14 protein-coding genes and 2 tRNA genes are annotated in these 18,347 nt (G+C 34.3%); 7 read left to right on the forward strand and 9 right to left on the reverse strand.

Features of this window, described 5'->3' with window-relative positions; genetic code table 11:
• Window positions 1-116: 116 nt before the first annotated feature.
• Window positions 117-191, forward strand: a tRNA-Val gene (locus ACFOW1_RS09385).
• Between the two features lie 164 nt (window positions 192-355).
• Entirely contained in the window at window positions 356-2,212 is a 1,857-nt protein-coding gene (gene hscA / locus ACFOW1_RS09390; RefSeq protein ID WP_379013828.1) for a Fe-S protein assembly chaperone HscA, read from the forward strand.
• A 12-nt stretch (window positions 2,213-2,224) separates the two neighbouring features.
• Here hscA and ACFOW1_RS09395 read toward each other — a convergent pair whose 3' ends face one another.
• Window positions 2,225-3,505, reverse strand: a complete 1,281-nt coding sequence (locus ACFOW1_RS09395) for a hemolysin family protein (RefSeq protein ID WP_379013830.1) — start codon at window positions 3,503-3,505, stop codon at window positions 2,225-2,227.
• Window positions 3,506-3,712: 207 nt separating this feature from the next.
• Between ACFOW1_RS09395 and ACFOW1_RS09400 the strand changes: the two genes are divergently transcribed.
• A complete protein-coding gene (locus tag ACFOW1_RS09400; protein WP_379013832.1) occupies window positions 3,713-4,939 on the forward strand; it encodes a peroxiredoxin family protein in 1,227 nt (408 codons plus the stop codon).
• A gap of 61 nt (window positions 4,940-5,000) precedes the next feature.
• Here the strand turns inward: ACFOW1_RS09400 and ACFOW1_RS09405 are convergent, their stop codons facing one another.
• A complete protein-coding gene (locus ACFOW1_RS09405; RefSeq protein WP_379013833.1) occupies window positions 5,001-5,372 on the reverse strand; it encodes a DUF1573 domain-containing protein in 372 nt (123 codons plus the stop codon).
• A gap of 14 nt (window positions 5,373-5,386) precedes the next feature.
• The gene (locus tag ACFOW1_RS09410; RefSeq protein ID WP_379013835.1) at window positions 5,387-5,866 is read right to left on the reverse strand and encodes a DUF1573 domain-containing protein; all 480 of its coding nucleotides are present in this window, start codon (window positions 5,864-5,866) and stop codon (window positions 5,387-5,389) included.
• A gap of 273 nt (window positions 5,867-6,139) precedes the next feature.
• Between ACFOW1_RS09410 and ACFOW1_RS09415 the strand changes: the two genes are divergently transcribed.
• Window positions 6,140-8,530, forward strand: coding sequence for an alpha-ketoacid dehydrogenase subunit alpha/beta (locus ACFOW1_RS09415; RefSeq protein WP_379013837.1), 2,391 nt, complete (start codon window positions 6,140-6,142; stop codon window positions 8,528-8,530).
• 3 nt (window positions 8,531-8,533) lie between these two features.
• Here ACFOW1_RS09415 and ACFOW1_RS09420 read toward each other — a convergent pair whose 3' ends face one another.
• From ACFOW1_RS09420 to ACFOW1_RS09445, 6 genes are all read right to left on the reverse strand, one after another.
• Window positions 8,534-9,277, reverse strand: coding sequence for a LytR/AlgR family response regulator transcription factor (locus ACFOW1_RS09420; protein ID WP_379013839.1), 744 nt, complete (start codon window positions 9,275-9,277; stop codon window positions 8,534-8,536).
• Window positions 9,278-9,290: 13 nt separating this feature from the next.
• Window positions 9,291-10,817 (reverse strand): sensor histidine kinase, encoded by a 1,527-nt coding sequence (locus ACFOW1_RS09425; protein ID WP_379013841.1) that lies wholly within the window; start codon window positions 10,815-10,817, stop codon window positions 9,291-9,293.
• Between the two features lie 128 nt (window positions 10,818-10,945).
• The gene (locus ACFOW1_RS09430; protein ID WP_379013842.1) at window positions 10,946-12,178 is read right to left on the reverse strand and encodes a hypothetical protein; all 1,233 of its coding nucleotides are present in this window, start codon (window positions 12,176-12,178) and stop codon (window positions 10,946-10,948) included.
• Window positions 12,179-12,698: 520 nt separating this feature from the next.
• Window positions 12,699-13,211: a TlpA family protein disulfide reductase gene (locus tag ACFOW1_RS09435; RefSeq protein ID WP_379013843.1), complete on the reverse strand. Its 513-nt coding sequence runs from the start codon at window positions 13,209-13,211 to the stop codon at window positions 12,699-12,701.
• Window positions 13,212-13,273: 62 nt separating this feature from the next.
• Window positions 13,274-14,455 carry an FAD-binding domain-containing protein gene (locus tag ACFOW1_RS09440; protein WP_379013845.1) on the reverse strand — a complete coding sequence of 394 codons (1,182 nt, stop codon included), beginning with the start codon at window positions 14,453-14,455 and terminating at the stop codon, window positions 13,274-13,276.
• Window positions 14,456-14,457: 2 nt separating this feature from the next.
• Complete coding sequence (locus tag ACFOW1_RS09445) at window positions 14,458-15,948, reverse strand: cryptochrome/photolyase family protein (RefSeq protein ID WP_379013846.1); 1,491 nt, start codon at window positions 15,946-15,948, stop codon at window positions 14,458-14,460.
• Between the two features lie 115 nt (window positions 15,949-16,063).
• On the opposite strand from ACFOW1_RS09445, the gene ACFOW1_RS09450 reads away from it, so the two are divergent.
• From ACFOW1_RS09450 to ACFOW1_RS09460, 3 genes are all read left to right on the forward strand, one after another.
• Window positions 16,064-16,780 carry an SDR family oxidoreductase gene (locus ACFOW1_RS09450; protein WP_379013847.1) on the forward strand — a complete coding sequence of 239 codons (717 nt, stop codon included), beginning with the start codon at window positions 16,064-16,066 and terminating at the stop codon, window positions 16,778-16,780.
• A 265-nt stretch (window positions 16,781-17,045) separates the two neighbouring features.
• A tRNA-Ser gene (locus ACFOW1_RS09455) sits at window positions 17,046-17,130 on the forward strand.
• A gap of 116 nt (window positions 17,131-17,246) precedes the next feature.
• The gene (locus tag ACFOW1_RS09460; RefSeq protein WP_379013849.1) at window positions 17,247-18,320 is read left to right on the forward strand and encodes a tyrosine-type recombinase/integrase; all 1,074 of its coding nucleotides are present in this window, start codon (window positions 17,247-17,249) and stop codon (window positions 18,318-18,320) included.
• Window positions 18,321-18,347: the final 27 nt, after the last annotated feature.

Below are 18,347 nucleotides of genomic sequence, written 5' to 3' on the forward strand. Positions count from 1 at the left end.
TTTTTGTAGAATAATTGCAATAAAAAATATTTAGTGCTTTTTTTTGAATTTTATTTGGCAGTAACATAAAGGGTTCTATATTTGCAATCCAAAATCGGAAGGAAGAAAGAAAAAAAGGGAGTTTAGCTCAGTTGGTTTAGAGCATCTGCCTTACAAGCAGAGGGTCGGCGGTTCGACCCCGTCAACTCCCACGAAGCCTCGCATATGCGGGGTTTTTTTGTTGCCAATGCTTATCTATGTTGACTTCTATAAAATTTAATTCCTTTCTTCTTTCGCAATTGAACAAGTACTGATAAGCTTATTTTTGCAATCTTTAGATTGAGATTTGTACTCTAAAATTTATCTACAAAACACTATGGCGAAGATTTCTATAAATATTGCAACAGGTAGTTTACAACAAGAAGAAATGATTGTTGGTATCGATTTGGGTACAACCAATAGTTTGGTGGCTATCATTCATCCCGAAACTAAACAACCAGTAGCACTAAAGGAATTTAATACGAGTAGTTTAGTACCAAGCATTATTCACTTCGATGCTTTAGGAAATCCAACTGTTGGCGAACAAGCCAAATTATTTTTAGAAACAGAGCCTCAAAATACCATTTTCAGTGCTAAGCGTTTAATGGGCAAAAGTTTTAATGATGTAAAAAATAATGCTGATTTTTTTACCTATAAAATAATAGATGATAATACTGAGAGCTTGGTGAAAGTGCAAGTAGGTAATACATTTTATTCACCAATAGAATTGTCGTCATTTATTTTAAAAGAACTTAAACAAAGGGCTGAACATATTCTTAAGACACCGGTAACTAAAGCGGTTATTACGGTACCTGCTTATTTTAATGATGCACAACGTCAAGCTACAAGAGATGCGGGTAAGTTGGCAGGTTTGGATGTATTGAGAATTGTAAATGAACCAACCGCAGCCAGTTTAGCGTATGGTTTAGGATTAGCAAAAGACGAAGAGAAAACCATTGCAGTGTATGACTTAGGCGGTGGGACTTTTGACGTGTCTATACTAAGAATTACTAATGGTATTTTTGAAGTTTTAAGTACTAATGGCGATACCTATTTAGGTGGTGATGATTTTGATAGAATACTTGTACAGCATTGGTTACAGCAATTTGGTATTGCACAGGAAGCGTTACAACAAAACAAACAATTGGCCCAAACCCTTCGCTTAAAAGCAGAGGAAGCGAAAAAGCATTTAAGTAGTAATGATAGCTATACTGCTGAACTAAATGGAGATGTATTACATATTTCTAGATCTGAATTTGAAGCTTTAATTCAGCCATTAATAAATAAAACAATAGATAGTTGCAAAGGCGCTTTGAAAGATGCAGAACTAACCATCCAAGATATTGATACTATTGTAATGGTAGGTGGTAGTACCAGAGTACCTGTTGTAAAAAATGCGGTTGCAACGTTTTTTGGTAAGCCCGTAAATGATACGGTGAACCCTGATGAAGTTGTGGCTCTAGGTGCAGCCATTCAGGCTGATATTTTGGCAGGCAATAACAAAGATTTTCTGTTGTTGGATATAACGCCACTTAGCCTTGGCATTGAAACAATGGGTGGCTTAATGGATGTTTTAATACCCAGAAATTCTAAAATTCCCACAAAAGTTGGAAGGCAATATACCACCCATAAAGATGGTCAAAGTGGCATGCGTATTTCAGTATTCCAAGGCGAGAGAGATTTAGTAAAAGATAATCGATTGCTAGCTGAATTTAACTTAACAGGTATTCCAGGCATGCCAGCAGGTATGCCTAAAGTAGAAGTGAGTTTTTTAATCAATGCGGACGGTATTTTGGTTGTAAAAGCAAAAGAATTGAGAAGTGGGGTAGAGCAAAGTATTGAGGTAAAGTCTCAGTTTGGTATTGCCGATGAAGAGGTTGAAAAAATGTTACTAGATAGTATTACCAATGCAAAGGCGGATATTAAAATTCGTGCACTCGTAGAAGCTAGAACTGAAGGCGAACAAATATTGGAAGTAACTGAGAAGTTCTTAACTAAAAACGCTACTCTAATAAGTAAAGATGAAATAACCAATACTGCGCAAGCTATGCAAGCTTTGCAGTTGGCTTTAACGATGGACGATAAAAACTTAATTCAATCTAAAATTGAAGCACTGAATGAGATTACCAAACCGTTCGCTGAACGTGTTATGGATCAAGCTGTAAGTTTGGCTATGAAAGGGCGGAAGATTTAATGATAGTTATTATTAATCTTCATCATTATTGGCTTTCACCAAAATCTTATCTATGCGATGGCTATCCATATCCACAATTTCAAAGTCAAAGCCGCGCCAGCTAAGCGTATCACCCGTTTTGGGTATTTCTTTTAATTGGTCTAAAATAAAACCTGCAAGGGTATCAAATTCTTGATCACCATCATCTAACCATTCAGTTTTATCAAAATGTTTGAGGAAATCGTAAAACGAAATTTGCGCATCAATTAAAAAGCTGCCATCGGCGCGTTCTGTCATCTCATAAGGTTCTTCGTCTGGCTGACTCATATCACCAACAATGGCTTCTAAAATATCATTTAAGGTAATCAAACCTTCAATACTTCCATATTCGTTTACAATAAAACTATGGTGAATTTTAGAAGCCTTAAACTTTTCTAGAACTTGGTAGGCAGTATTGTTTTCAGGAACATACATTGGTTGTTTAATAATACTGCCAATAGCCACAGACTCATCTGCAGTAAATAATTCTTTAATAGAAACAAAGCCTTTTATTTTATCAATATTACCATCGCATACTGGGTAGATGGAGTGCATCGCTTCTTGTAACGACCTTTTAATGTCACCCACCGTTTTACTAGCATCTAACCACACAATATCCTTTCTATGTGTCATTAAGCTTGTAATATTTCTATCGCTTAAATGAAATACGCGTTCTATAATTTCTTGTTCGGCTTCTTCTATCGTACCTTGCTCTGTTCCCTCTGTGATAATGGCTTTAATTTCTTCTTCTGTGACCGCATTATCATTGCGTTGAATACCAAATAATTTTACTAAAAAATTGCTTGACATACTTAGCAGCCACACAAATGGGAAGGTAATGGTAGAAATTACTTTCATTGGGGAAGCTACAAATTTTGCGATGGCTTCTGGATTGCTCATACCAATTCTTTTTGGTATTAACTCACCCAAAACCAATGATATATAGGTGATTGTTATAAGCATTAGCATTTTAGACACAGTGTCTATATATGGCTTTACGAAAGCTACATTTTCTAGAAGGCTTTTGATGTGGTGTGTAATGCCCTCTTCGCCATAAATACCTAATAAAATACTTATTAATGTAATGCCTAGTTGAACTGTAGAAATAAATGTATCTGGATTGTTAGATAAGAGTAATGCTGCTTTGGCTTTTTTATCCCCTCTGCTGGCTTGTCCTTCTAATCTTGGTTTTCTTGCGGAAATTAAGGCAATTTCTGCCATTACAAAAAGGCCGTTGATAATTACCAAGCCTAAAATAATAAAAAGTTCAGTCATGAATTTATTCGATTATACAATATCGCATCTCTAGATCAATTAGCAATGATGTTACCATTGATTTTTTTTGAAGCAAATGTCAATAGCAACAAATCTAATGTTTAAGGGTATACGCTGTTCATTATTTATCAACCAACTTTCAATAATTTCGTTTTTAGTGTACGAAACTGGTAGACTTTTATTATTCTTGTGGTTTAACATATTTATATGAAGGAAAAATCCATTTTTATTATTATTTCTTTAATGATTAAGATTGTTACATTTAGTCAAATGATGCCGCAGCAAGGTATTTGGCAGGCAAAATTGTTACGAAAAGATAGCAACGCCATTGTTTTTAATTTTCAATGGCAGCAAATAAATGATAAACCTGTTTTATACGTTATTAATGGCGCAGAACGTATCAAGGTTGATAAAATTACTATCACAAAAGAGGATTCAATTATTTTTCAAATGCCTGTTTTTGAATCGCAGTTTAGAGCAAAAATGATAAGTAAAGCTAAACTTGAAGGTGTTTGGATAAAAAGTGGCGCCAAACAAAATCAAATAATGCCTTTTACTGCCGTAGCTAATACATCTGCAAGATTTGCTATACAATCTAAACCTAAAGCCAATATTTCTGGCAAATGGGCTATGATATTTGGCGAAAAAAATAATCCTGCAATCGGCATTTTTCAGCAAAATGGTGCCCTTGTAAATGGTTCAATTGTAACACCAACAGGTGATTATAGATATCTAAGTGGTGTGGTTAATGGCGATACTTTACGGTTATCTACATTTGATGGCAGCCATGCATTTAGTTTCTCCGCTATTATTCGAAATCCTACAACTATTTCTGATGGTATATTTTATGCAGGTGCTTTGGGTAAAGAAATGTTTACTGCTATGAAAAATGATACGGCAACTTTGCCAAATACCACGGCCATGTATTTAAATGACGAAGCAGATAGTAAGCTGCATTTCGCATTTAAAAACTTAGATGGGAAATTGGTTTCAATAGAAGATGAGCAATTTAAAAATAAGGTGGTGATTGTTCAATTAATGGGTTCTTGGTGTCCTAATTGTATGGATGAAACAGCTTTTTTGTCAGACTTTTACAATAAAAACAAAGAGCGTGGTATTGAAGTAATTGGTTTGGCTTATGAATTAACAGACAATTTTGAACGCAGTAAGAATAGCATATTAAAGTTTAAAGAACGCTTTGGTGTTCAATATCCATTATTGGTTACTGGTGTTACTGTAAGTGATGAAAAGCGAACCGAAAAAACGCTACCACAATTAACACCAATTAAAGTATTCCCATCCACAATAATTGTCGATAAAACGGGACGAGTGCACAGTATAGATACTGGCTTTTATGGCCCTGGCACAGGCGACTATTATAAAACTTTTAAGCATCGGTTTTATAGCATCATTGATGAATTGGTTAACCAATGATTATGCTTTGAAAGCAAAAAAGCCATCGATTTCGATGGCTTTTTTGATAACGCTTATAAAATTATTTTTTTGCTGCAATCACTTCACCATCAATTTTAAGAACTGTTGGCTCGGCTACGTTGGCAAATTTTACGGTAACATCTTTTACAAATGCGCCAAGATTAGCAGCATTGTATGTGACCTTGATCTTCTCTGTTTTACCAGCCGCAATCGGTTGTTTGGTATATTCTGGGGTAGTACAACCGCAACCTGCAGTTGCAGTTTCAATTACCAAAGGTTTAGTACCAGTGTTGGTAAATGAAAACTCGTAACTAACGGGTTTATTTTGTACAATTTTACCAAAAGCGTGTGTGGCAGTGGTAAATTTTACACTTGATTGTGCACTAACACTTGCGCCAACAAATAGGGCAAAAGCAAATAATAATTGTTTCATAATGTATGTAAGATTTATGGTTTTATCACTTGAGTACCAGTATTAGCAGGAGCTGGTGTAGCAGGTACTTGGTACGCATCGCCCTTAAAAGTTACTTGTTTTTGCATATCGCCGCTAAAATAAAGCGTTGCATATTTGCTAAAAGGACCATTTGCATTACCACTAAAACCAAGTGTGACTTTAATAGTTTCACCAGGACCGAAAGATTTGTCTTTTTCATATTCTGGCGTTGTGCAACCACAACCTACCTGAACATTTTTTAATGTTACAGCTTCTTTACTAATATTTTTAATGGTTAGTTCGTATTTGGTGGGTTTACCAGCAGGTATTTTACCAAAATCGAATGCATCATTTGTAAATTCTAAAGTTTTAGTTATGTCTTTAGGTACCGTAGGCGGTGCTGTAACGGTTGTTGATGTTGTTGTAGAGGTTGTTTGCGCTTGTGCAAAACCAATTGCCATTAATGCAATAGCTAATACAAAGGTTTTTTTCATAACTGAAGTTTATTTTTTGTAGGGTAAAGATATTTATAACGACGACATTTTAGCGAATATTATACCAAATTTTAAAAACACAATTTTTTACAAGAAAAGCAGGTTATTTTTTATCTCATATTCGTATATGAACAATGAATTTTGTTTATACAAGTGCCAAATGTTGATATTTTTTAGAGTGATAAAATTAGCTTCTTTAAGCATTTTATTTATCTTTCCGCACTGGTCTCAATTCATTGTTTTTTTGTGTGAAGATTAAATTATTTTTGAGGTATGGAACAAACTGTAAACATGGCTTACAAAGAGGATATGCTATCGTACGATGGTTTTAGAAACGAGGTTTTGAACGATTATCGTATTGCCTTAATTAGCCGCGAAGCTAGCTTGCTTGGCCGCCGTGAAGTACTTACTGGTAAAGCTAAATTTGGCATTTTCGGGGATGGTAAAGAGCTTGCACAAGTTGCAATGGCCAAGTTTTTTAAAGCAGGTGATTTTAGAGCTGGCTATTATCGCGACCAAACTTTCATGTTTGCAAGTGGTCTTGCTAGTGTTGAACAATTTTTCTCACAATTATACTCTGATCCAGATGTTAAAAATGATCCCTTCAGCGCTGGCAGGCAAATGGTATCGCATTTTTCAACAAAAAATGTAGATGAAAATGGCAATTGGCTCGACTTAGCCAATCGTAAAAATGTTACCAGCGATATGGCGCCAACGGCCTCGCAAATGCCACGAGCATTGGGCTTAGCATTTGCGTCTAAATGTTTTAGAAACTCGCCACATTTACACCGTTACGATAATTTAAGTCACAATGGTAACGAAGTGTGCTTTTGTACAATAGGCGATGCTAGTACAAGTGAAGGTCATTTTTGGGAAACAGTAAATGCTGCTGGTGTGCTACAAGTGCCATTGGCTATTTTTGTGTGGGATGATGGTTACGGCATTTCTGTTCCAAAATCTCATCAAACTACAAAAGGCTCTATTTCAACTGCGTTAAAAGGGTTTCAAAAAATAGACGGTACTAATGGCATTAATATTTACAAGGTAAAAGCTTGGGATTATGCTGGTCTTTGCGAAGTATTTGAAGAAGGATTAACCAAAACGCGTGAAACACACGTGCCGTGTGTATTTCACGTAGAAGATGTTACTCAACCACAAGGCCATAGCACAAGCGGTAGCCATGAGCGTTACAAGTCGCCGGAGCGTTTGCAGTGGGAGCGAGAATGGGATTGTATTAAAAAGATGAAAGAGTGGATGATTGAAAATGGAATTGCAAGTGAAGAGGAATTAAATGTGATTGCACATGAAGCAAAAGCTTCGGTAAGAGAAAGTAAAACAAACGCTTGGGAAAAATATTTAGCGCCAATTAAAGCGCAAGTAGCGCAAGTAATTGAGTTAGTAAAAAGTATGACCATTAATGATATGCAGGTTTATACTTATTTGCAAGAATTAATTACCAACTTGCAAAACAATCCTGAACATTTACGTAAAGATGTGATGAAAACTTTGGTGCTGGCAATGGATGCAGCCCCTAGTAGCCCTAATATTCCAGCATTAAAAGCTTATTATGACCAGCTTTTAACGATTAATAAAAAACTATACAATACATTCTTATATAATGAAGGCATAAAAAGTGCGTTGCGTGTAAGTGAAACGAAGCCTTTAACTGCTTTTGACGCACCTTCTGTAAATGGCTATGAAATTCTTAATAAATATTTTGACACGCTATTTTCTCACAATCCATTCGTTTTTGCTTTTGGGGAAGATGTGGGGATGATTGGTGATGTAAACCAAGGTTTTGCGGGCTTACAAGCTAAGCATGGTGAAAATAGAATTTTTGATACTGGTATTAGAGAATTAACCATCATGGGGCAAGCAATTGGTATGGCTTTAAGGGGATTGCGTCCAATTGCTGAGATTCAATATTTAGATTATCTTGTTTATGGTTTGCAGCCTTTAACAGACGACGTTGCAACATTACATTTTCGAACCGTTGGTCAGCAAAGTTGCCCAGTTATAATTCGTACACGAGGACATCGTTTAGAAGGCATCTGGCATAGTGGAAGCCCTATGGGGATGATTATCAATGCTTTGCGTGGTATGTATGTCTGTGTACCTCGGAATATGGTACAAGCGGTTGGTATGTACAATACTTTGTTGAAGAGCAATGATCCTGCTATCGTAATTGAATGTTTAAATGGCTATCGCTTAAAAGAAAAAATGCCATCTAATTTGTTAGACATTACAATACCATTAGGCGTACCAGAAATTATTAATGAAGGTGATGATATTACGATCGTATCTTATGGCTCAACTTTAAGAATTATTGAAGAAGCATCTTTGCGTCTAGAAAATGAAGGGATTAGTTGCGAAATTATTGATGTTCAGACCTTATTACCTTTTGATATTCATCATATTATATTAAAGTCGCTTAAAAAAACCAACCGAATTGTGTTTATAGATGAAGATGTACCAGGTGGCGCCGCTGCATTTATGTATAATAAAGTAATGGAGGAACAGGGTGGTTATCAATGGCTTGACGTACCTGCAAGAACCATCACAGGTATGGAACACAGACCAGGATATGGCAGTGATGGTGATTATTTTAGCAAGCCAAACGCTGAAATAATTACTGCTACTATTAGAGAAATGATTAATCAGTAACGTTTAACTGCCAATCAATTTTATTACTTCTTCAATCTTATCATTAATGATGGGTAATTGTGTGGCTTCATCGAATACTGCATAAAACCCATCGTTTTTTATAATCCGTGTAATGAAGTTGATATTTACTAGGTAGCTTCGGTGTATTCTCACAAAAGATTTATTTGTTTCAAACACACTTTCAAAGTACTTCAAGTTTTTACTCATTGTATACGAGATATTATTACTTAAGTAGATTTTAGTGTAACTTCCTTCTGCTTTTATATAAATAATATCTTTTACATTAAGTATTTCAAAACCTGTAGATACTGGGATAACAATCTTTTTAATGTTGGGGGTTTGGATATTTTGCGTAAGCGCACTCAAATTCTCATAAGATTTAACAATAGCTTGTTCCTTGTATTTATTAATGGCTTGTTTTAGCTTGTCTGGTTGGATTGGCTTTAAAACATAATCAATAGCACTCATTTCAAAAGCCTGTATTGCATGTTGATTGGAGGCCGTCGTAAAGATTATTTTAAAATTAATATCATCTTCATTAAAAAAATCTAATAGTTGTAAACCACTATAAACGGGCAATTCTACGTCTAAAAAAATCAATTCTGGCTCATATTTTTTAATACTTTTAACCCCTGATGATAAATCGTAACATTTATCCACAATCTCAATGCTAGCATCAATTTCTAGCAACATCTGTTGTAATAAATCAGATGCAATTTTTTCGTCTTCTATAATAATAACTTTCATGAAATATTGATTTTTAGATGCTATTTATAGGTATTGAAATTGTTACGTTGGTACCTGCTGCATTTTGTGAATTATCAACTTTATCGATAATGTCGATTTCTATTTTTCGATTAAGGTTTTGGTTAAGTAAATGAATGCGCCTCTCTATAGCAGAAATGGCGAAGCTTTCATGCTTTCTTCTTTGGGAATTTAATTGCTGACTCATTGCCCTTCCTATGCCATTGTCGTCTATGGTAATTTCTAAATAATTATCTCTCTGAGATTTCATAAATTTTATGACTAAATTTTTTTCTCCTTTTTTGTGAAAAAGACCATGAAAAATGGCATTTTCTATATATGGTTGAACTAATATTGGTGGAAGCATGATATTGGTTTTGTCTAACGACTCGTCAACAGTTAATGTGATATGCAAATCATCTTCAAAACGCATTTTTTCTAGTTCTAAATAAGTACTTAAATGGCTAATCTCTTCTTCTAAAGAAATGACTTCTTGGTTGCTATTTTTTAATATATCTCGTACTAATTCACTAAATTTTCCAATATACCTAGTAGAACTATTTTTATCATTTTTATAAATTAGCCCTTGAATGGTATTTAATGTATTGAATATAAAATGTGGATTCATTTGAGCAACTATAGTAGAAAGCTGGCTTTTTCTTAATTCGCTTGTAAGCGCAATTTTTTCTAAAACCGCACTATTTTTTCTATCGATCGCTTTAAGTCTTAGTGTAATAATATAGTAAAGCCCTGAAATGATACTTAAAAAAATGACTGTAATAAACCACCACTGCTGCCACCAAGGTTTTAAAATTGTAAACTGATAGCGTAAAGTTTTGCCACTTGTATTCTGAAAATTTACTGCGTATGCCTCAAAAGTATAATCACCTGGCTTTAAAGCAGCAAAGGAAATATTACTTTCATTGGAAGTAGTTTGCTGCCAAGTTGTGTCATTATTACCAAGTATTCTATATTTAAAGTAGGTATATTCTGGATAGATAAATGATGGGGATACCACCTTAAATTGAATATTATTTTGCGAATATGGTAGTTGTATTGGTTGTGTGGGTGAAAAAACTGAAGTATCGCTAGTTATAGTAAGTATGTAATTATCAGGAATTATTACATCATTTACATTTTTTATATTCAATTTATAAAGCCCTTTGTTAGAACTTAAATATATTAAACTATCCTCTTGCCACAGATCATAAATGACACTGGATTTTTCGGTTGGTAAAGCAATTGTTTTAATAATTTTTTCTGAATGAATATCAAATATTTGAATATTTTTTTGTTCAAGAATAAATAGTTGATTATTAATTTGTTTAATTTTTAAAATTTTATTAGACAATAAGCCATCTTCCATTGATTTTCTTCTAATTCCATTTTTATCAATAATAAAAAGGCCATTATTAAAAGTAGTCGCATATGTTTTATTGTAAATATATAAAAGTGAAGATGCTGTAATTACTTCTTTGTTGTACAAAACTGGTGTGAAAATAGAATCTTTAGTTAGTTCGTGAAGTCCGTTACTAAACGCCACAAATATTTGATTCGTGGCACTGTTTAGAGATAGTGAATAAGAACGTTTTATATTTAACACCTTTAATGAGCCACTCTCATTGATAAATGAATCTTTTGTGCCATAACGTATAATACAGTTAGTCTGTGCTATAAATATTTTTTATTTTTAATAATTATCCCCTTGATCGTTAAGAAATCTGAATTGATGGTAACAATTTTATTTTCTTCGGGTTTCAATAAATAACAACCTGTTGATGGCGCAATAATGATCTCATTTTCATTTAAGGTATAAATCTTTTCCACACTACCTGCTATAGAAGGTAGCTGGTAATTTTTATAAGTATTATTCTTTTTATTTTTAACGTATATACCGCCCTTTTGGGTACCATAAATTTTATATTCTTTGGTATTTGAACTTGAAACTATGTAATCGTTTTTTAGAATTTTTTTTGAATCATCTTTCGCCCAAAAATTATTGTTGTAAATGACTGAAAGACCATTTTCTAGACTACTAAACCACTGATTATTATTCTTATCTCTTATGATATCTGATAAATTTTTTTCGTAAATTATCTTTCTGCCATTTGTTGTGTGGCTTTCCTTTTTTGTATTAATCCATATCTCGTCATCACACTTTATAATCGTATTTAATTTATTTTTTTCTTGTTGTATTTGAAACATGTACAATGTGTCATTTTTTAAATACAACTTGCATATTTTATTATATTCGTATGTTGCGAATAATGTATCTGATTGCAAAGGCAAAATCTTAAGCGTTTTTATTCTTATATCTTGATCTTTTGTCTCGTTTTTGAACGGTAATGCTCTTAAACCTCTTGTAGTTGAGAAAAGATAAAATGTGTCCGAGTTGAACAAAATTTCATTATTACTGGTCAGAGTCAGTGAATTTTGTTTTTTTGAAAATCCATTAATTTTTAAATATTCACCAATAAGCGTTGTAGTGTTAAGTATAAATAAACCTTTATCTGATGTTATGAATAATTGATCACTCGATATTAACATTCTAGGATAGTAATATTCTTCTTTATACTTATAAGCTTCTAAAAGATGCATTTGCTCATTTTCAATATAAAATACTTGCCCATTAAAATTGTGGCACCAAATTCGTCCTTGTTTGTCTTCAACAATATCTGTAATACCAGCTCCTGTGGCTTGTGGATGGTTAAAATCTTTAAAGTTCATACCATCGTATCTGCTAATGCCTAGTGAATGTGCCGCCCAAATAAAACCTTTACTATCGGCTAATAAATCATAAACTTCGTCAGACGGTAATCCTTTAATCGATTGTAGGTTATTGAATTGAGCAGCAGACGGATAGCTTATTAGTAAAATTCCTATGCGCCAAAACCATATTCTCATGTAATAAAAATAATTATAAATTTAATTCCTTGGCTTTTTTCTACAAAGTCAATAGGCTGTTTTACAAAGTGATGCCTAGTACTTCACAAAATGAATTCTTACGGCGTAAAACGTTGTTGGTAAATTAGTGTTACAATCAATTTTAGAGAGATTTTATTGAAACTTATCAATATAAACTAGTTACTAAAGTGTTCTTACTTTTTTTGCAAAAATAATTGAAAGAGCATTTATTAGGGGGTAACATACAGGTTGTTGATTTCAATCTTTAACCGCTTTACAACCGTTGACGTTAGGTCAACGGTTTTTTTATGGCGTATCATTACATTTAGCATTATCATTTATCTCATCTATTTGATTTATGGGTTTAATATAATTATTACAATTTTTATTTATTATGTGATACCTCTTTTATAAATATACATAATTTAATATTTTAAAATATATTATGACTTCAAAAGATGTAATAAAAAAGCGAGACCAAGAAGGGCCTCGCTTTTTTATAGTTTATATTTATTTCATACTATTGAACCAAACTAATTAATTCAGTGATATTAGCCCCTTGTTTATATGCTTTTACAAAATTTCCTTGAGGCGTATAAACTGCAACAAAAGGTGTAAATTCTACTCTAAAAAACGACGGAATATAATATTTAGGATCTCTTCCCATTACAATGTTTGTGTATTTACCTAAATCATATTTATCGTAAAAGGCTTTAATTTTTTCCATAGGATGGTAGCTAACAAATACAAATGTTGCATTGTGTAAGCTGTCCATGTGCTTCTTAATTTCCTCCGTTTCATATTCACAGTGGCTACATTCTGGACTAAAATAAACAAATACTATTGGCTTATCTTTTGGCAGCGATTTATTATTTATCCAAACACTATCAGATTTATTGCTATTACAGTCTAATATCGCGAACTCTGGAATTTTTTTTGTTCTTAAATAAGGTGCCAATGTATCGTAATTGTTGCTTTGGCAAATACTTAGGAATGGAATGGCGATAAAAAGAATGGTGACTAGATGTTTCATGAGATAAAATTAAGTGAGATGAACGGCTTTTGCAAACCAATGCTGTTAAATTTATGACCGATTTAGTACTTCAACAATTTTTCAGCTTTTTTCCAATATGCAAAAAAACTCGGAAAATAGCCAGTTATGGTTGGACAAAGCCAATCTCTACTTTCTTTAAACCCTTGATAATGTTGCGTGGTTGGATGTTCTTTGTAATAAATGCCCACAACCTCTTGTAAAGATTCATATTCCGATTTGAGTGCTTCAAATTCGCCTACAAAAACTTGCAGGTTAGTAATATTTTCTTTCGCTAATTGCAACACAAAATCTAGTACTTTATTGCTTATAGGATATGCTTTAAAATGTGATGGTTCTAATAAAAGCACTTTATTGGTAGCTTCATCTTTATGCCAATTCGGATCTAAATTATAAGTATTATAAATCAGCAATGGTAATGCTGCATCCAACTGTATTGGTGTTGGTTCTGGTAAATTTGTTTGTAAATTTAAATCTGCAATAGGCTCTAATACAGTAGGTATAGGCATTGTAGCTATTTCTTCGTAACTAGTGGCTAGGTAACCGTTTTTCTGGTTGCTGTTGGTGTATTTGCTAATGTTTTCTTGATTGGCAAAGTATTTTTTACTACTGAAACTGCCAGCTACCCATTGCCAACTAAAATGATTGCTTGCTAAATCGCCATCCAATAAGTGATAGTACAACCATTTTGCAGGCTGCAACCAATGTGCTTGCGCAACATTGCAAGTAAGCATGGCTGTGTACATTCTGCAATGATTGTGCATGTAGCCAGTTTCGTACAATGTTTCAATGGCTGTGTCTAACCCATCAATTCGTGTTTTGGCTTCTAAAATGGCAGTGGGTACTTTATGGTGCGCTACATTTTGCTGTGCTTGTTTTACATCGGTAAATAATTTATCTCCATGAAACTGCCATTGCCTTTGAAAATATTCTCGCCAAGCTAATTCTTGCAGTAGTTTTTCACTTTCGTAGTATTTAAATTTATTGGCAATAATGTCTTTCACCTGCGGTAAACTAATAACGCCACGTGAAATGTATGGCGATAAATATGTGACTGCACCAGTTATAAAGTTCCTCGATTTTGCATATTTATTTGGGTTAATTTGATGTATCCTCTCTACAATCGCATCATAATCTGTTGGAAAATTAATGGTGCTAGTTGCTATATTTTCGGCTTCAAAAGAGCTACCCTGTTCAGGATGTTGGTGTGGTTTTAATTTGCTCATTGCTAGTGTAATGTGTTTAAAAATGTTGCTGCTTTTTGTAAATGTTGTTGTTGCTTTTCTGTACTCATTTTGTCAAATGTGCCTACTAGCATACCAAGCCTAGGGTTTTGTAAAAAAAAGCTGCGGTGCACATGCATAAACCGCCAAAAAAGTCCGTCCCATATTTCTTGCCAACTACCTTTTTCGTAGTCACTCATTTTCATCAAATAGTTGCTACCACTGATGTAGGGCTTAGTTGTCATTAGCCCGCCATCGGCAAATTGTGTCATACCATACACATTTGGCACCATTACCCAATCGTAAGCATCTACATACATTTCCATAAACCATCGGTGTACTTCATTCGGGTCAAATTCGCAGAGTAACATAAAATTCCCAAGTACCATCAAGCGTTCAATGTGATGATTGTAGCCAGATTGTAGCACTTTCTTTATCACATTATCTATTGGTACAATACCAGTAGTGCCAGTATAAAAACTTGCAGGAATTTTGCGTGTAAAGCCCCAATAGTTACGTGTACGTTGCTTGCTACCTTCACGTTCGTACACAATGCGTATAAATTCTCGCCAGCCCATTATTTGCCGTATAAAACCTTCGAGTGAATTAAGTGGCACATCATTTTTTGTTGCAAAATCTAGTGCTGCATCAATAATCTGTTGGGGTTGCAGCAAACCAATATTAAGCATTGGGGTTAAAACGCTATGATACAAAACAGGTGCGGCTGCAACCATAGCATCTTCATAAATACCAAACTTGCTAAAGCGCTCTTGTAAAAATTGATTCAGCCATTTTTCAGCTTCGCTAAAAGTGGTTGGGTAAAAGGCTATTGAACTGCTAAGTGTTGCATTGCAAGTACCGTAGTTGTCGGGAAAATATGTTGCAACATACACTTTTGCTTCCTGCACAAATGCGTTATCAACTGGCAAATCGTAGCTAGGTACAACTTCACCTTTAGGAAACTTACTTCTGTTATCTGCATCAAAAGTCCATTTACCACCCAAGGGCTTACCATTTGGTTCTAACAATATTTGCTGCTGCTTACGCTGATGTATGTAAAAATCTGTTTGAAAATAAGTACGCTTTTGGTCGAAGAAATCGCTTGTACCTTCAAGCGTATTGATAAAATTTGGCGATACATATTGCACCAATTCTATTTGATGTTTCTGCGCTGCTGATTGCAAACGCTTATGCAGCCAATTATCTATAACCTCTACAAAATGTATGGTTGAAATACCAGCCTTTGCTAAGTGTTCAATACATTTTCTAATATCGCAGTTGGTATCTATAGTTTCAATATAATGTACTTCAAACCCTTGCTGAATAAGGTATTGCTTATAAAACTGCATACTCGCTCTGTGCAATACAAGTTTCTGTTTATGAAAGCGATACTGCTTAAAATACAACCATTCTTCAATTAGATAAACTGACCTCTTTTTATCTAAAGCAGGATGCTGATGGTATAATTGATGCGGAAAAACAATACTTACTTCCATGAACGATAATTTGAAAAACAAAAGCTTGTAGCTTTTTTATGTGTCGTGCGATTAGAACAATTTCGTACTGTAAATGTTGTAATCAAGTAATCATTTTAATTTATAAAATATAGATATGGAAACCTTAAAGGGTAAAAATGTTTTGGTGGTTGGGGCATCAGGCGGTATTGGTGGCAAGCTTACCAAGCTATTAAATGGTAGTGGTGCAAATATGTACATTACTGGTAGAAGTGCTGAAAAATTAGCAGTTGTGGCACAAGAAAATAGCATTGGCTACGATAGGTTGTTTGTGATGGATATTGCTAATGAAGCAGCTGTAAATGAAACCGTAGCGGCTGTTCAAGCAGCTTGCGGCACTATTGATATTGTAGTAAATTCAGCAGGTATCGGTATTATCAAACCAATGGATACTTTATCAACAGCAGATTTTTTAGCAACTTTAAATACCAATTTAATAGGCTCTTTTTATTTGGTAAAAGCCATTTTGCCTAAAATGAAAGAAGTGAAAAAAGGGCTAATTATCAACATTCCTGGTGTGTTGGGTAAAGTGCCTATGGCTGGCGCTGCGGCTTACAGTGCTAGTAAGTATGGCTTAGTAGGTATGATGCAAAGCATTAGAGAAGAAATTAAACGCACCGATATACGCATCACCAATTTATTTTTAGGTGGTGTTGATAGTCCTTTTTGGGACACAATTGACTTGCGTGTACAACGTGATAAAATGGTAGTAGCCGAAGAAGCAGCCAAAGCTATTTGGTTTTTATGTCAGCAGCCTGTAAGTGGTGTTGTGAGCGAAATGGTTTTACAGCCGTTTAATCATCAAGCGATTTAAGAATTTGAGTAACCATATTTAATCAAAAGCGAGGCGTCATGTCTCGCTATTTTTATTGATTTTATTTTAAAGTTAGATTAGTATTTTTCTAACTGAAATGAATATTTTTTAAGATAATATCAAATGAGAATTTTAATATTGGCTAAAAAAAATGAAAAAATAAAACATAAGAATAGCAAGCCTTTCAGCGTTTTTTTGGTAACAAAAAAATAATATTTTAGAGTTTTATTTGGCCATTCAATGCCAGCACTATTATTTTGCACGCGGAGAGCTGGCAGAGTGGTCGATTGCGGCAGTCTTGAAAACTGTTGACTGTAACAGGTCCGGGGGTTCGAATCCCTCGCTCTCCGCTGAAAATCAGAACCCTTACAGTGTAAGGGTTTTATTATTTTAAACAGGTCTATAACTAAAAAATTGTAGACTAATTCATTTCTATCAACTGCATTCCTACAAAAGTTGAATGGATATGAATAAAAAAAATTTTGCCCCAACTTTATTCCCTCTCAATAGGGATATGCAAAAGACCTGGTTCGTCACTTACTACGATAAGGCAGGGCGAAAACTTAAAAAGTATGGAAGGCTCAACCATTTACAAACTTTAGAGGAACGATTAATTGAAGCTGAGCGACTAATTCAAGAAATTACTGCACCTGATAGGATAGAGAAGGAGCGCAAAATTGGACTTGCAGGGCAAATGAGTGACCTGTTAGAATACAAACGCCCTTTCATGCGTAAAAAAGGCTATCAAAGCTATAGCAGTGTGCTAAAAGGTTTTGCAAGATGGTATATATCTGAAGCATCGCTAAAAAAAGAGGTGGCACAAGGTGATTATATTAGGTATTTACACGAAATAGGATTGCACAAGAACACCATTAGAGGTAAAACGATGGTATTAAAGGGCCTGGTAAATCAATTGATTAAGAAGGGACTGCAAACTACAAACCCATTTGAAGAAGAACCGCTCCAAAAGAAGGTAAAAGCACAAAGCAAGTTGCCATTTACAGCTAATCAAGTGACCAGACTAAAAAGCTACATGCTTGAACACGATAGCCAACTATGGGATGCTGTAGAATTTTTGTATTACCTGTACCTAAGACCTAATGAACTAAGGCAGCTTAAAATTGAAGATATTATGTTTGAAGAGTGGAAAGTTTACTTGAATGGCAGTGTAGCTAAAGATGCTGACGTTATTTATAAAGCCATTCCAGTACCTATGCGAAGCCATATTTTAAAATATGCAAGCTATCCTGCCAATTATTACATTTTTAGTGAGGGTGGAAAGCCTGGTGCTACAATGCTCAGTCGAGACCATATTAGTAAACGCCATAAAAAAATAATGACGGCTTTAAATTTTGGTAGCCGATACAGCTTTTACAGTTGGGTACATACTGGAGTAAAAAATGCTGCTATGAGCAACATACCGATAAAGCAATTACAGCTACAGAAAGGGCATAGCGACCTTAAAATGTTCAACGAATACCTTAAAGATTTGCGTGTAGATGATTGCGAACAACTGATTGCTGACTTTCCTAGTATTTAAAGTATCGCATAAAATTTAGGTGTTGGC

The organism is Parasediminibacterium paludis, assembly GCF_042651445.1.
Lineage (GTDB): Bacteria > Bacteroidota > Bacteroidia > Chitinophagales > Chitinophagaceae > Parasediminibacterium > Parasediminibacterium paludis.